Source organism: Azospirillum sp. A23, assembly GCF_042938965.1.
GTDB lineage: Bacteria > Pseudomonadota > Alphaproteobacteria > Azospirillales > Azospirillaceae > Azospirillum > Azospirillum melinis.
Genome location: NZ_CP170667.1, coordinates 565,763 through 580,416, shown reverse-complemented (window position 1 = coordinate 580,416; position 14,654 = coordinate 565,763). Strand labels below are relative to the sequence as shown.

The 14,654-nt window shown below is 68.9% G+C and carries 13 protein-coding genes; 12 read left to right on the top strand and 1 reads right to left on the bottom strand.

Annotation, left to right across the window (positions count from 1 at the left end; all coding sequences use genetic code 11):
- Nucleotides 1-3 precede the first annotated feature (3 nt).
- The 4 genes from ABNQ40_RS20055 to ABNQ40_RS20040 all read left to right on the top strand — a co-directional run bounded on the left by ABNQ40_RS20055 (nucleotide 4) and on the right by ABNQ40_RS20040 (nucleotide 3,598).
- Complete coding sequence (locus tag ABNQ40_RS20055; protein ID WP_109047262.1) at nucleotides 4-288, top strand: hypothetical protein; 285 nt, start codon at nucleotides 4-6, stop codon at nucleotides 286-288.
- Nucleotides 289-1,500, top strand: coding sequence for a DegT/DnrJ/EryC1/StrS aminotransferase family protein (locus ABNQ40_RS20050; protein WP_199235205.1), 1,212 nt, complete (start codon nucleotides 289-291; stop codon nucleotides 1,498-1,500).
- 36 nt (nucleotides 1,501-1,536) lie between these two features.
- Nucleotides 1,537-2,424 (top strand): SIR2 family protein, encoded by an 888-nt coding sequence (locus tag ABNQ40_RS20045; RefSeq protein WP_109047263.1) that lies wholly within the window; start codon nucleotides 1,537-1,539, stop codon nucleotides 2,422-2,424.
- A gap of 118 nt (nucleotides 2,425-2,542) precedes the next feature.
- Nucleotides 2,543-3,598, top strand: a complete 1,056-nt coding sequence (locus ABNQ40_RS20040) for a lipid A deacylase LpxR family protein (RefSeq protein ID WP_109047264.1) — start codon at nucleotides 2,543-2,545, stop codon at nucleotides 3,596-3,598.
- A 4-nt stretch (nucleotides 3,599-3,602) separates the two neighbouring features.
- Here the strand turns inward: ABNQ40_RS20040 and ABNQ40_RS20035 are convergent, their stop codons facing one another.
- Complete coding sequence (locus ABNQ40_RS20035; protein ID WP_109047265.1) at nucleotides 3,603-4,247, bottom strand: DUF4337 domain-containing protein; 645 nt, start codon at nucleotides 4,245-4,247, stop codon at nucleotides 3,603-3,605.
- A gap of 220 nt (nucleotides 4,248-4,467) precedes the next feature.
- Between ABNQ40_RS20035 and ABNQ40_RS20030 the strand changes: the two genes are divergently transcribed.
- The 8 genes from ABNQ40_RS20030 (at nucleotide 4,468) to ABNQ40_RS19995 (ending at nucleotide 14,639) form a co-directional block, all read left to right on the top strand.
- Complete coding sequence (locus tag ABNQ40_RS20030) at nucleotides 4,468-5,034, top strand: septation protein A (protein ID WP_109047266.1); 567 nt, start codon at nucleotides 4,468-4,470, stop codon at nucleotides 5,032-5,034.
- Nucleotides 5,035-5,153: 119 nt separating this feature from the next.
- On the top strand, nucleotides 5,154-5,462 hold the full coding sequence (locus ABNQ40_RS20025) for a twin-arginine translocase TatA/TatE family subunit (RefSeq protein ID WP_109047267.1): 309 nt from the start codon (nucleotides 5,154-5,156) through the stop codon (nucleotides 5,460-5,462).
- 182 nt (nucleotides 5,463-5,644) lie between these two features.
- Entirely contained in the window at nucleotides 5,645-6,775 is a 1,131-nt protein-coding gene (locus ABNQ40_RS20020) for an SPOR domain-containing protein (protein ID WP_247879466.1), read from the top strand.
- Nucleotides 6,776-7,042: 267 nt separating this feature from the next.
- Nucleotides 7,043-7,441 carry a response regulator transcription factor gene (locus ABNQ40_RS20015; RefSeq protein ID WP_109047269.1) on the top strand — a complete coding sequence of 133 codons (399 nt, stop codon included), beginning with the start codon at nucleotides 7,043-7,045 and terminating at the stop codon, nucleotides 7,439-7,441.
- On the top strand, nucleotides 7,438-9,675 hold the full coding sequence (locus ABNQ40_RS20010) for an exonuclease domain-containing protein (RefSeq protein ID WP_247879467.1): 2,238 nt from the start codon (nucleotides 7,438-7,440) through the stop codon (nucleotides 9,673-9,675). The genes ABNQ40_RS20015 and ABNQ40_RS20010 overlap by 4 nt, the downstream gene beginning before the upstream one ends.
- The gene (locus ABNQ40_RS20005) at nucleotides 9,672-9,896 is read left to right on the top strand and encodes a hypothetical protein (RefSeq protein WP_109047270.1); all 225 of its coding nucleotides are present in this window, start codon (nucleotides 9,672-9,674) and stop codon (nucleotides 9,894-9,896) included. The genes ABNQ40_RS20010 and ABNQ40_RS20005 overlap by 4 nt, the downstream gene beginning before the upstream one ends.
- 9 nt (nucleotides 9,897-9,905) lie before the next feature.
- Nucleotides 9,906-12,710, top strand: coding sequence for a sensor histidine kinase (locus ABNQ40_RS20000; RefSeq protein WP_109047271.1), 2,805 nt, complete (start codon nucleotides 9,906-9,908; stop codon nucleotides 12,708-12,710).
- 264 nt (nucleotides 12,711-12,974) lie between these two features.
- A complete protein-coding gene (locus ABNQ40_RS19995) occupies nucleotides 12,975-14,639 on the top strand; it encodes an ATP-binding protein (protein ID WP_109047272.1) in 1,665 nt (554 codons plus the stop codon).
- Nucleotides 14,640-14,654: the final 15 nt, after the last annotated feature.

Below are 14,654 nucleotides of genomic sequence, written 5' to 3'. Positions count from 1 at the left end.
CCCATGGCCTTGTCTCCCGAGCGCATCGACAGCATCGCCACCCTGGCCGGCCGGCTGCTCGCCGGGGGCGGCAAGCTCGACGCCGTGGTCCGCAGCGTGCGCGAGGCCAACCCGGACCTGAAGACCGTCACCGGCGCCATGGCTGCGGTGATGGCGGAGGATCCCTTCCGGGAAGAGGCGGGTTTCGACCTGCATCTGGTGGACGGCAACAACCACTGCTGGCTCATCACCGACAAGCCGGAGCTTGCCACCGGCGTCGTGATCGCCCAACGGGACGAGGACGAGTGAATGAGCGAAGCCGCCGCAGCATGGGCCCCCGCAGCCTCCGACGATGACGGGCTGGACGACTATATCCCGCTGACCGATCCGGACATCTCCGGTGCCGAGGTCGAGATGCTCGGCCGCCTGCTGTCCTCCGGGGCCTTGAGCGACGGGCGGATGGTACGGGCCTTCGAGGACGCCTTCGCCGCCTATGTCGGCCGCGACCATGCGGTGGCGGTGTCCAGCGGCACCATGGCCACGCTGCTGATGCTGAAGGGCCATGGCATCGGCGAGGGGGACGAGGTGCTGTGCAGCCCCTTCGGCTGGCATCAGGTGCAGCACGCGGTGGCGCTGTCCGGCGCCACGCCGGTGCTGGTCGACATCGACTATTGGCAGCACACCATCAACCCGGAGAAGGCGGCGGCGCTGATAACGCCGAAGACCAGGGCGATCCTGGCCGCCAACGTCAACGGCCACCCCGCCCATTGGGACGAGCTGCGTGCGCTGGCTGATGCCAAGGGGCTGATCCTGCTGGAGGATTCGACCGAGGCCATCGGCTCGACCTACAAGGGGCAGATGGTCGGCACCTTCGGCGATGCCGCGGTCTTCGACTTTTCCGAACCCGGCATCCTGCTGGCCGGCGAGGGCGGCATGATCGTCACCGACGACCGCGACCTCGCCCACCGTCTGCGCTACATGCGCCGGCGCGAGACGGAGCACCGCAACACGGTGGTCATCACCCGCACCCTGCCCTGGCAGGCGGGGATGAGCGACCTGAACGCCGCGCTCGCCCTGGTGCAGTTGAAGCGCCTGCCGGAGATCCTGACCCGTCGCAATCTGGTGATCGCCTATTACGACGCGGCGATGGCGAGCTTCGAGGGGATCAAGCCGCCCTATCGCGGTCCGGGGGCGGAGGTGGTCAACCCGATGGTCTATTGCGTCCATCTCGGCACCCGCTTCAGCGCGTCGGGCCGCCGCTCGATCATCGAGGATCTGGACACCCACGACATCGACGCCAGCGACTACGGCCAACCGCTGCACACCCAGCAATATTACATCGAAGCGCTCGGTGAACAGCGGGCCGGACGCGGGGCCTGCCCGGTCTGCACCAAGACGGCCGACCGCGTGCTGGCCCTGCCGCTGCACCGCAAGATCACCCGCGATCAGGTCGCCTTCATCGTGGAAACGCTGAAGGACGCCAGCGTCAACACCGGCGCCGGCGCCGCGATCTATCTCTGAAACGCCAGGCTCTAAAACGCCAGGGAGAGGCTTTCCATGACCGTCACCACGCTTGCAACCGATTCCGACACCGTCACGGTTCCGGACGCCGCCGCGGCCCTGGCCGACATCGCCGCGGCGTTGGCGGCGCGGCAGGTGGTGCCCTATCTCGGCCCCGGCGCCTTCGACCTGCTGCCGCCCGACCAGTGTCCGATCCCGCGCAATTCGGCGGAACTGGTGCAGCGCCTGAACGCCAAGGTCGCCGCCCCCGGCCGCATCCGCGCCAGCCTGACCGCGGTCGCGCAGTTCATCGAAACGCGCAAGCACCGCAAGACGCTGGAGACCATCCTCAACGACATCTTCCGGCAGACGGTGCCGGCCACCCTGGTGCATGCCCTGCTGGCGGCGATCCCGGCCCCGCCGCTGCTGGTCGATGTCTGGTACGACAATGTGCTGGACAACCTGTTGAGCGCCACCACCGACCGCCGCTGGGGCCAGATCCAGGGGGTGTCGCACCCGCAATCGACAGGCGAATGGGTGCGCTACTACGCCCCCGACGGCGCCGAAGCCTCCGCCGAGGCGGCGGCCGGCTGGGACACCGTGCTCTACAAGCCGTCGGGGGCGGTGACGCCGGCCGGCAACTACCTGATCTCCGACAGCGACTATGTCGAGATCCTGACGGAGATCGACATCCAGACCCCGATCCCCGCCATTGTCCAGGACCGCCGCGCCGGCCGTCATTTCCTGTATCTGGGCTGCCGCTTCGACCACGAAATCCAGCGCACCTTCGCCCGCCAGATCGCCAAGCGCTCCTCCGGCAGCCACTGGGCGGTGATCCCCGGCGAGTTGTCTAAGAACGAGGCGCGCTTCCTGGCGCTGCATGGAATCAAGCGCATCGACCTGACGCTGGAGGAAGCGGTGGAGGGCTTGCGGACACTGGTATGAGGGTGCGGGGGGCATCCTCGACCGAGGCGCCGGCCCCCTACCCCCAAAGAGGCCGCGCCGCATCGCAACACACATCGCCTCCGTCCGTTATCTCGCGAAACGGATGGAGCGTGCGGGAATGGTGACGAAGAGCGGCCCCACTTTGGCCGCAGCATTTGCGACCCTGCTGCTGACCGCGACGGCGGGCATATCGGCGGCGAATGCGCAGGAGACCACGCCTCCCCCCGGCGATGAGCCTGCGACCTCCGGCCCGGCCATCGGCTTCTGGATCGACAACGATCTGTTCGGCGGCGGGACCGACCGTTACTACACGAACGGGTTCCAGTTCTATTATTTTTCCGGGGCGCGGCCGACCTACGGCAACATCGACTGGCTGGCGAATCTCGTGCCCTGGATCGAACCGGGCGGGGTGCGGCGCTACGGCTTCGCCTTCGGCCAGAACATCTACACGCCGAGCGACCTGACCGCCCGCAACCCGAACCCCAAGGACCGGCCTTATGCCGGCTGGCTCTATGGCCGCGTGTCGGTGCTGAACGAGGCGCCGCGGGCGGTGGACCGCATCGACCTCGACCTCGGCATGGTCGGCCCGGCTTCGCTGGCGGAGCAGACGCAGAAGACGGTCCACAAGATCGTCGACGGCGCCACCTATCCGGAAGGCTGGAACTACCAGCTGCGCGACGAGCCGGGTGTCGTGCTGAGCTACGAGCATGTCTGGCGCGACGAGAAGCCCAACAGCCTCGGCCCGCTGGAATGGGATTTCAGCCCCCATGTCGCCGGCAGCGTCGGCAATGTGCTGAGTTTCGCCGCGGCGGGGGCCAGCATCCGGCTCGGCGGCAACATGCCGCCGCCGGTCGGTGCGCTGGTGACGCGCCCGACCTCCAGCATCCCCTACCAGGACAACCCCTATTCGGAGCGGCCGGGGCGCTTTTCCTGGTACGTCTATGCCAGTGCCGAGGGCCGGGCTGTGGCGCGCAACATCTTCCTGGACGGCAACAGCTTCCGCGAAAGCCGGTCGGTCGCCAAGCATCCGCTGGTCGGCAGCATGCAGGCCGGCCTGACGCTGCGCTATGGCCGCTATGGCCTGACCTACGCCCAGACCCTGCAGACGCCGGAATTCCAAGGCCAGAAGTCGCTGACCAACTACGGCTCCCTGCGTCTGTCGGCCCAGTTCTGAGGGGTCAGAGGAAGGGCAGCGGCAGGATCAGCGTGAAGCCGTCCACCGCCATCAGCACGCCGGCCGCCGCCAGTGCGCGGCTGGCCCACAGGATGAATCCGCGGTTGGTGATGGCGAAGACAGACGCCAGCACGATGGCCAGTTGCAGCATGCCCTCGGCGAAGTCGAAATAGGGGTCCTGAGCCGCGGCATGGTCGCGCCGGACCTCCGCCGCCTTGGCCTTGGCCAGCAGATCCTTGCGGCTGTTCTTGCCGTCGTCGGCCTCCATCCGGTCGGCCGATTGGCGGTATTCGGTGGAGCGCTGCAAAGCCTTGGCCTGGGCGTCCGCCGGCATGCCGGCGGACAGCAGTTCCAGCTCGTCGGCGGCAAGACGCAGGCTGATCTGGCGCTGGGTCTTGGACTGGTAATAGGCGAAGCTGTCCGACGCCTCGATGGCGCTGGCCATCAGCTCCTTGCCGGCATTCGAACCGGCGACGCTGACGATGGCCAGCACCGCCGCCAGGACGGAGATGTAAATGGCGGTGGACATCTTCACCCCATGCCCACCCTCGTCATTCTCTTCGGCATGGTGGTGTCCCGCGGGGCGGTGCTTGGCCCGTTCCCGTTCATGGGCTTCGTCGATCAGGTCCTTCACCTCGGCGGCTTCCATGGTCCCCTGCCCTTCGTCCGGTCCCCCGCCGTTCGGCGGATGACGAAAGAGTTAGCGAAACACTCGACGCGAGAAAAGCCCCGCTCGCGTTCCGTCGCCGGGGGCCACGCGATGTCACCGCCATATTTTCCTTTTCATGGGCGGGGGCGTGCTCCCGAATGTCTCGTGCGTCAACATTCGCCCCTTTCATGGGCGACCGGTTCGGGCTATGTCAGGAACCATGAACCAGTTCGCACGCCTGGCGATCGAGGCCGGCCCGCTCGCCGCCTTCTTCGTCGCCAATTCGCAGGCCGGCATCATGACCGGCACCGCGGTCTTCATGGTCGCCATCACAATCGCGCTCGCGGTATCCTGGCGGCTGGAACGGCGCATCCCGATCATGCCGGTGGTCGGCGCTGGGTTCGTGCTGCTGTTCGGCGGCCTGACGCTGTGGCTTCAGGACGACCTGTTCATCAAGATCAAGCCGACCCTGGTCAACCTGCTGTTCGCCATCGTCCTGTTCGTCGCCCACATGACGCGGCGCAACGTGATGAAGCGCCTGCTGGGCACGGTTCTGAACCTGTCGGACGACGGGTGGCGCACGCTGGGCATCCGCTGGGCGTGGTTCTTCCTGCTGCTGGCCGTGCTCAACGAGGTGGTGTGGCGAAACTTCGCCACCGATACGTGGGTCAACTTCAAGGTGTTCGGCATCATGCCGCTGACCCTGCTGTTCAGCGCCTTCCAGGCACCGCTGATCATGCGCCATCAACTGCCGGATGAGCCGGCGGAAAGCGGCCCGGCAGCCTGACGGCACCGCCTTTGTCACAGTTCCCGGCCATGCCCCTCTTGTGCGGCGCGGAAGGGGCACTCACATTGGTGGCGACCGCGACGACATCCGTTCCGACCGTTTTTCAGAGGTATTGATCGATGGGCAGTTTCAGCATCTGGCACTGGTTGATCGTTCTGGTCATCGTGCTTCTCCTGTTCGGCGCCGGCAAGCTGCCCAACGTGATGGGCGACATCGCCAAGGGCGTGAAGGCCTTCAAGGCCGGACTGAAGGACGAGGACGAGGCCCAGCCGCCAGCCGCGGCCACCACCGCCCAGACGCCGGCCCAGGCTCCCCCGGCCGCGATCAACCCGGCCCCGGCGCAGCCGGCTGCGCCTCAGCCGGCGCCGACCGCCACCACCACGACCACCGCCCAGCCGGTCGACCCGACCCGGCCGCATCAGGGCTGAGGTCCCTTCTTTTGTGCCGCCCGACTGCCGGGCGCGACCGCATGGCGGTTTGAAGGGGCGGCAAAATACGATAAGGAGAAGGGGCTTTCCGCAGCCGGTCCGTGTTCCGCGGCCCCGGCGCGCGGAAGGCCCCTTTTTCTGCTTTCAGCCGGCCCGCCATGACGGGCAAGCGCAGGTCGACCGTGACGCTCAAGCCACCTTACCGGCAGGCTCCCACCCTGACGACACCGACTTTCAAGGACGAGATGAAGGCCAACGGCAAACCTTCCGACACTCCGCCGCCGGAGAACGAGGACATCGCCAAGCTGCTTCGCGCCTTGAACGAAGATCTGCGGGCCGACCCGCAGGACGACGACGTGGAGTATGAGGAGGAGGAGCCGGCAGCCCGCAGCCGCCTGCCGCTAGGCAAGATCGCGTTGGCCCTGGTCGCTGCCGGCGGCATTGCCGTCGGTGTGGTGTATTTCGGCTCGGGCGATCCGGCTCCGGTGACGACGGCCGCCAACAGCGGGGCACCGATGGTGCCTGCCCCCGCCATCACCCGTGCCCCTGCCAACCAGGCGCCCGCCAACCCGGCACCCGGCACCACGGCGCCCGCGACCGGAAGCCTGCCGACCCCGGCAACCACGCCGCCGGCTGCCGCAACGCAGACTCCCCCGGTGCAGTCCGCGCCGGCACAGACGGCCCCCTCCGCCGCACCAGCGCCGCCGGTCGCCGCTTTGCCCGCCAGCCCGCCGCCGGTCCTGAAAGTGCCGGAGCCGCCGTCCGTCCCGGCCACCGCCCCCGCCGCAGCTCCGAAGCCGCGCGCTACGGCACCGGCGGACAGCACCCCCGCGGTCCAGAAGCCGGAGTCGCCGAAGTCCGAAGCAGCCAAGCCGGAAGCGCCCAAGCAGGAAGCGCCGGCGGACACCGGGTCGTTGCAGGCGATGCTGGCGCCGCCCAAGGAGGCGGCAAAGCGTCCGTCCGCCGCGATGCCGGCGGCCCCCGCCACCCCGCCCGCCGCATCCTCCGGCACTGGCGAGCCCAAGCAGGCCGCCAAGGCCGCCGCCCCGTCCGCTCCCGCTGCACAGGCGCCGGCCGGGCGCTACACGGTGCAGGTCGGCAGCTTCTCGGTGACGGGGAACGCCGATTCGCTGGTTCAGCGGCTTCAGGGCAACGGGTTCCAGGCCTACACGGTGGACTGGACCGACAGTTCGAACCGGTCCTGGCGCGCGGTGCGCGTCGGCGGCTACCCCGATCCGGCCGCCGCCAAGCGGGAGGCCGAGCAGTTGAAATCGAAGATGGGGCTCAACCCCGTCGTCGTGACGACGCGCTGACCCCCGGTCTGGCCGGCGACGGACGCCGGCCGGTCCTTGCTCCTGCGACACCGTGTCATCCCAACGAAAGCCCGACGGCGACATTTGGTCGCGGCCGGGCTTTTTCTTTCGGACTTCACCCCCGTTCTTTGGTCGGGGGAGCCGGGAGTGCCGCTTGATCCCCGCTTCTCTTTGCTCGTACCATGGACATTCCAGGGCACGAATGCATTGCCCCGGCCGCAAATTGGGAAGCCGGCACAAGACCGGCGCACCGGAGGACGCCCAGCCATGAAGCCGACCATCCTGGTTGTCGACGACGAGCCCAGCATCGTCCTCTCGCTCCAGGTTCTCATGCAGCGCGCCGGGTTCGACGTGCGCATTGCCCGCGACGGGGACGAAGCGCTGCGCTCGGTGGAGAATTTCACCCCCGACCTGATCCTGCTCGACGCGATGATGCCGAAGCGCGACGGCTTCGACGTCTGCCAGACCCTGCGGACCAATCCGGCATGGAAGACCCTGCCGATCATCATGCTGACGGCGCGCAGCCGCGACGTCGAACGGCAGAAGGGGCTGGCGCTGGGCGCCACCGACTACATCACCAAACCCTTCTCCACCCGCGACCTGCTGACCACAGTCCGCCGCCATCTGGGCCTGACTGCGACCGGCAGCGCGGAGCCGACACCATGACCGCCCCGGCGCTCGATGGGCCGCGGCCGGAGCGGAAGACTGGCGACGCGCCGCCGCCGGCCCCGCTGCTCCGCCCCTTGCCGCGCCGCATGATCCCTCTGACCTTCCGCGCCGCCGGCATCACGTTGGTGGCGCTGGCGGTCGGGCTGGCGGCGGCGGTGCGCGGGTCGGACGCGTCGGACCCGCTGCTGACCTATGCCGTGGTGATGACGGCAGCCTGCGCCGCAGCGGTGTGGGGACTGTGGCTGGCGGTCGACCGCTATCTGCTGCGCGCCGCGGAGACCCTGAGCCGCGAGGCCGGGCTGATCGCCCACGGCAATGCCGAGGGGGCGGTCGGCGGCCGGGTGCCGCTGGCCCGCTATGGCGACCTGCTGCCCATCGCCCGCGCGGTGAACGATCTGTCGGACAAGCTGGCCCAGGTCCGCCGCGACATCGCCCGCACCGTCGCCGACTCCACCGCCAAGGCGGAGGAACAGAAGACGCAGCTCGCCGCCGTGCTGCGCGACCTGCATGAAGGTGTGCTGGTCTGCAACACCCGGCACCAGATCCTGCTCTACAACCAGACCGCCCTCGACATCCTGCACCTGACCGGAGAGCTTGGGCTGGGCCGCTCGCTGCTGCATTTCGTGGTCGCGGAGCCGGTGACCCACACGCTGGAGCGGCTGACCCTGCGGGTGCGCGAAGGGCGGCACGTCAACCACGAGCATGGCACCACCGCCCAGTTCGTCGGCGCCACCACCGATGGCCGCATCCTGCTGGAAGGGCGGATGAGCGCCATCCTGCAGGATCCCGACCCAGCGTCGGACGAACCGCCGACAATCACCGGCTACGTTCTGACCCTGTCCGACGCCACCAGCGAGCTGGCGGCGCTGGGCCAGCGCGACTCCCTGCTGCGCGAAGCGACGGAAGGGTTCCGCGCCCCCGTCGCCAATCTGCGCGCGGCGGTGGAAACCCTGTACGACGCGCCCGACCTCGGCCCAGGCGAGCGCGCCGCCTTCGAAAGCGCGATGCTGGAATCCTGCAACAGCCTATCGCAAAGGCTGGAACGGGTGACCGCCGCCTATCGCAACGTCGTCACCGGCAGCTGGCCGATGAGCGACATCCACTCCAACAACCTGATCACCCTCGTCGCCCACCGGGTCGGCGCCGAATCCGCCACCACGGTGACGCTGACCGGCCTGCCGCAATGGGTGCACGGCGACAGCCACAGCCTCGTCCTGCTGTTCGCCTATCTGATCGGGCGGGTACAGGCGCTGACCGGCGCCACCGCCTTCGATCTGGAGGCGGCCGGCCCGCAGGACGGCGACCGCTGGGTCTATCTCGACCTCGTCTGGCAGGGGCCGGCGGTGTCCAGCGCCACGCTGGACGGCTGGCTGGACCAGACGCTGCCCGACGGTCTGGGCGGCCTCAGCGCCGGCGACGTCCTGCAGCACCACCGCAGCACCGCCTGGAGCGAGCCGCTGCCCACCGACGGCGCCCCAGATACCGCCCGCGCCCGATTGCGCGTGCCGTTGCCGCCGGCTCAGTCGCCACGCACCGCCCAGCCGCGGCCGAAGGCCGGCGCCCGGCCGGAATTCTTCGATTTCGGACTGCTGCACCAGCCGCTGGCGACCAGCGAGCTTGGCCGCACGCCGCTGGACCGGCTGCATTACGTGGTGTTCGACACCGAGACCACCGGCCTGTCGCCCAGCACCGGCGACGAGATCATCCAGATCGCCGCGGTCCGCGTCGTCGGCGGGCGCATCCTGACCGGCGAGACCTTCAACACGCTGGTCGATCCGAAACGGCCGATCCCGCCGGAATCGGTGCCCTTCCACGGCATCACCGACGGGATGGTGGCGGGCAAGCCGACCATCGACGCCGTGCTGCCGCAGTTCCGCGGCTTCGTTTCCGGCGCGGTGCTGGTGGCGCACAATGCCGCCTTCGACCTGAAATTCCTGAAGATGAAGGAACGGGCGGCGGGAGTGGCCTTCGATTGTCCGGTTCTCGACACCATGCTGCTGTCGCGCATGCTGCTGGGCAATGACGGCGACCACACGCTGGACGGCATCGCCGAACGGCTGGGCATCGAGGTGGTGGACCGCCACACCGCGCTGGGCGACAGCCTGGTCACCGCCGCGGTGTTCCTGCGGATGATCGAGATGTTGCGCGAGCAGGATGTGCGGACGCTGGACGACGCCATCCGCGGCGCCAACATCCTGGTCGAACTCGCCGCACGGGAACGCGCCTTTTGAGCGCGCCCGACCCGACACCGGGCCATGGGCCGGGCTCCGGCCGGTATCGCGACCGGATGATCGGCCTGTTCCTGCTGGCGGCCGCCCTGTTCAACCCGCCGCTGCTCGGCCTGTTCGGGGTGAAGGGAACGATCCTGGGGGTGCCGGCGCTCTATGGCTGGGTGTTCGGCATCTGGGCGGCGGTGATCGCGCTGGCGGCAATCGCCGGCCGGGCACGCTAGGAGGACGGCATGGAGGCCTGGCTGGATTGGGCCGCCGTCCTGATCGCCGCGCTGGTCTATCTTTCCGCCCTGTTCGCCATCGCCCATTGGGCCGACCGGCGAGAAGCGGCGGGGCGCAGCGTCATCGCCTCCCCCACCGTCTTCGCCCTGTCGCTGGGCGTCTATTGCACCACCTGGACCTTCTACGGGTCGGTCGGGCGGGCGGCGACTCTGGGCATCGGCTTCCTGCCGGTCTATCTCGGCCCCACCCTGCTGATGCTGCTGGCGCCGCTGCTGTTGCGCAAGATCCTGCGCATCGCCAAGGCGCAGCGCATCACCTCCATCGCCGACTTCCTCGCCAGCCGCTACGGCCACAGCCCCTTGCTGGGCGGTCTGGTGGCGCTGACGGCCACGCTGGGCGTGACCCCCTACATCGCTTTGCAGCTCAAGGCGGTGGCCGTCAGCTTCGACGCGCTGACCGGCGGCGGGCTGGGCACGCCCACCGAGCCTTTCCTCGACCAGGGCTTTCTCATCGCGGCGGTGATGGCGCTGTTCGCCATCGTCTTCGGCGCCCGCCAGATCGACGCGGCGGAGCATCATCCGGGCATGGTCGCCGCCATCGCGCTGGAATCGCTGGTGAAGCTGGTCGCCTTCCTGGCGGTCGGCATCTTCGTGGTCTGGGGCCTGCACGGCGGGCTCGACAGCCTGTTCGCCGCCGCCGCCACCCGCCCGGACCTCTCCCGCCTGATGGGCAGCGAGGCCGCGTTTGGGGATGCCGCGTCTGGCGGCGGTCCTTGGGGCGCCTGGGTCGCCACCACCATCCTGTCTGCCGCGGCAATGCTGTGCCTGCCGCGGCAGTTCCAGGTGATGGTCATCGAATCGACGGACGAGCGCCATCTCGACCGGGCGATCTGGCTGTTCCCGCTCTATCTCCTGCTGATCAACCTGTTCGTCCTGCCGGTGACGCTGTCGGGACTGCTGACCTTCGGCGGAGGGATGGACCCGGACCTGTTCATGGTCGCCCTGCCCCTGAACGGCGGTGCGGGATGGCTGGCCCTGCTGGCCTTTCTGGGCGGGCTGTCGGCGGCGGCGGGGATGATCGTGGTCGAGACGGTGGCGCTGTCCACCATGCTGTGCAACGACTTGGTGATGCCGATCCTGCTGCGCACCCGGTCGCGTGCGCTGGCCCGCTCGGCCGATCTGGCGCCGCTCCTGCTGGCGGTGCGGCGCATCGCCATCGTGGCGATCCTGCTCTTCGGCTACGGCTATTTCCGGCTGGCCGGCTCGGCCTACGCGCTGGTGTCGATCGGGCTGATTTCCTTCGCCGCGGTGGCGCAGTTCGCCCCGGCACTGATCGGCGGCCTTTACTGGCGGGGAGCGACCCGGCGCGGCGCCATCGGCGGCGTGACGGCCGGTGCGCTGGTCTGGGCCTATAACCTGCTGCTGCCCAGTTTCGCGCGTTCGGGCTGGCTGCCATCCAGCTTCATCACCGAGGGGCCATGGGGGATCGCCGCCCTGCGGCCCTACGCGCTGTTCGGGCTGGAAGGGTGGGACTCGCTCGCCCATTCGCTGTTCTGGACCGCACTCGCCAACATCGGCGCCTATGTCGGCCTGTCGCTGTTCGACCGGCAGGGTGCGGCGGAACGGGTGCAGGCTACCGCGTTCGTCGATGCCTTCCACTCCGTGTCGGACGGCGTGACGCCGACGCCAACCGTACAGTCCGACTGGCGCAGCGCCGCCAGCGTCGGCGACCTCACCCGCGTGGTCGCCCGCTTCCTCGGCCCACAGCGTGCCGGGCGTGCCTTCGACGGCGCCGATCCGGACGAGCCGGCCGGACCGGAGCGGCTGCGGCTGGCCGAACGGCTGCTGGCCGGTGCCATCGGCGGAGCGTCCGCCCGCGTCGCGCTGGCCTCCTCCGTGTCGGCAGGTGCCGTGGAGGCGGCGGAGCTTCTGCGGATGCTGGACGAGACCAGCGACGTCATCGCCCACAGCCGCGAACTGGAACGCAAGACGGCAGAGCTGGAACGCGCCACCGACGCGCTGCGCGCCGCCAACGAGCGGCTGACCGAGCTGGACCGGCTGAAGGACGACTTCCTGTCCACCGTCACCCACGAGCTGCGCACGCCGCTGACCTCGATCCGGGCGCTGAGCGAAATCCTGCATGACGACCCCGAACTGGACTCCGGGCAGCGGCAGGAGTTCCTGGCCGTCATCATCAAGGAGAGCGAGCGGTTGACCCGCCTGATCAACCAGGTGCTGGACATGGCGAAGATCGAGGCCGGCGCGCTGGACTGGCGGATCGAAACCATCGACGCCGGACAGGCCCTGACGGAGGCGGTTGCCGCGACGGAGGCGCTGTTCCGCGAGCGCGGCATCGCCCTATCGGTCGACATGCCGGAACGGCTGCCGCCAGTGCGCGGCGATGTGGACCGGGTGATCCAGGTCGTCGTCAACCTGCTGTCCAACGCCGCCAAATTCACCCCGCCCGGCGGACGGACCCGGCTGGTCGCCCGGCTGGAGGGCAGAGCCCTGCGGGTGGCGGTGATCGACAGCGGCCCCGGCGTGTCGGCGAAGGACCGCGACCTGGTGTTCGACCGTTTCCGCCAGTCCGGCGACGCGTTGACCGGCAAGCCCGCCGGCACCGGGCTGGGGCTGGCCATCGCCAAGCGGATCGTCGAACATCTGGGCGGCCGGATCGGGGTGGAAGATGCGCCGGCCGGACCGGTCGCCGAGTCGGGCACCGGGGCATCGTTCTGGTTCACCCTGCCGCTGGCGGATCAAGCCTTCAGCCAGGGCGCCGGAGAGCCGCCGGTCATGGATCGAAAGATTGATTAGACTCTAATCGTTTACAATCGTCTGGCCGTGATGCAATCCCGTGCTATCCTTTCCGGCATGTACGTTCCATATGGATCAGGGGATTTCCGCTTGCGGTCCGGCCCAGCCATGCGCCCATGGCGGCATACAACCGATGGGGTGCCATACGCCACGGCCCTTCCCGTTCGGGCGATGCGCGCTTATGGTGAGGCCCACGGATCGGCGTATGACGCGGCTCCGACGGAACGGCCCGCCTGTCCGGCGGGTTGGCGGTAGGAAGGCGGGATGGGCAAGATACTGGTTGTCGACGACGAGCGGGACGTCCAAACGCTGATCTTGCAGCGCTTCCGCCGCGCCGTCCGTACCGGCGAACTGGAATTCCTGTTCGCCCATGACGGGCAGGAGGCGCTGGCGACCTTGCGCGCCCGGCCCGACATCGACATGGTGCTGAGCGACATCAACATGCCCGGCATGGACGGGCTGACCCTGCTGGATCATCTGCCGCAGGTGAATTCCGACATCCGCGCCGTCATGGTGTCGGCCTATGGCGATCTGGGCAATGTGCGCGCGGCGATGAACCGCGGCGCCTTCGACTTCATCATCAAGCCCATCGACTTCGCCGACCTGGAAGCCACCATCCACAAGACGCTGGAGGCCTGCCAGTCCGTGCGCCGCCTGCGCGACGCACTTCAGGAAACCCGCACGGCGGAGGCGGCGTCGCGCGCCCAGGCCGCCCGCATGCGCCGGGTCCTGGACGGCAGCCCGATCGGTGTCGCCATCATCACCGAAGCCGGCGATCCGGTCTATTGCAACCAGCGCTGCACCGACCTGTTCGGCGTCCCCGCCGACACGCTCCAGCACCATTGCGCCCCCACCCTGTTCCGCCATGTCCAGGAACGCCTGCCGAACCGGGCATCCGGAATCGACGCCTTATCGGTGTCGGACGAGATCCATTATGTGCGCGAGGACGGGCGCACGGTGTGGATGGCGATGTCCGTCGACCGCACCAGCTACGAGAACCAGCCGGTCTTCATCGTCTGGCTCTACGACATCACCGAGCGCAAGGTTCAGGCGGAAGCGCTGCGCCGGGCCAAGGATTCGGCCGAACAGGCGCTGGCCGACCTGGAGCGCATGCAGTCCGATCTGATCCGGGCGGAGAAGATGGCGGTGATCGCCCAGCTGATCGCCGCCGTCGCGCACGAGATCAACACCCCCGTCGGCATCGCCCTGACCGCCGCCACCCATTTGCAGACGGCGTCGGAGGGGATCATCATGACCTTCAACGGCGGCCAGCTGCGCAAGAGCGACTTCCAGGACTATGTCGGCACCGCCAGCGAGGTCTCCACCCTGCTGGTCGCCAACATCGAACGCGCCGCCGCCCTGATCCAGAGCCTGAAGCTGGTGACGGAGGGCAAGGCCAGTTCGCCGCGCAGCCGTGTCGGCCTGCGCGACTACCTGTCGGACATCGTGCTGGCGGTGCAGGTGCAGCCGGCCGCCGCCGGACATGAGCTGGTGCTGGAATGCCCGGACGGGCTGGCGCTCGACACCTATCCCGGTGCGCTGACCGAGGTGCTGCTGGCCCTGCTGACCAATGCCTTCGCCCATGCCTTCGAGGCGGCGCCCGCCCCCGTCGGCTTCGGTGTAAGCGAGAGCGATCAGCCGGAGGACAGCATCCGCCGTCCGGGACAGGTCACGGTTTCGGTCCGGATGATGGGCGACGAGCGGGTGGAGCTGCGCGTGTCCGACAACGGCCGGGGCATCCCCGCCGACATCCAGCCGCGGCTGTTCCAGCCCTTCACCACCACCCGCCGCGGCGCCGGCAGCATGGGGTTAGGGCTGTATGCCGTGTTCAATCTCGTGACCGGCAAGCTTGGCGGCGAGATCGACATCGACAGCGAGGTCGGCCGCGGGACTTGCGTGATCCTGCGGCTGCCACTGGACGCCCCCTGACCCTTTCGGATCAGT